Genomic DNA, 339 nt, shown 5'->3' with positions numbered 1-339 from the left:
GCCGGACTCACCCTCGCCGACGTCGACCTGGTCGAGGCGCACGGCACCGGCACCACCCTCGGCGACCCCATCGAGGCCGAGGCCCTCCTCGCCACCTACGGCCAGGAACGACACGACGACCGGCCCCTGTGGCTCGGCACCCTGAAGTCGAACATCGGCCACACCCAGGCCGCGGCCGGCATCTCCGGCGTCATCAAGGCGGTCCTCGCGCTCCGGCACCGGGTGCTGCCCAAGACGCTCCACGTGGACGAGCCGACCCCCGAGGTGGACTGGTCGGCGGGCGCGGTGGAGCTGCTGACCGAGGCGCGGGAGTGGCCCGAGACCGGGCGTCCGCGCCGC

General features: G+C 74.6%; 1 pseudogene. It reads left to right on the top strand.

The features are described from left to right. Nucleotides 1-339: pseudogene (locus KMS84_RS39555) on the top strand (polyketide synthase); the annotation flags it as partial.

Source organism: Streptomyces hilarionis, from assembly GCF_024539675.1.
Taxonomy (GTDB): domain Bacteria; phylum Actinomycetota; class Actinomycetes; order Streptomycetales; family Streptomycetaceae; genus Streptomyces; species Streptomyces hilarionis.
Note: the sequence above shows the minus strand (reverse complement) of the source record. Positions and strands in the feature narration are given on the sequence as shown.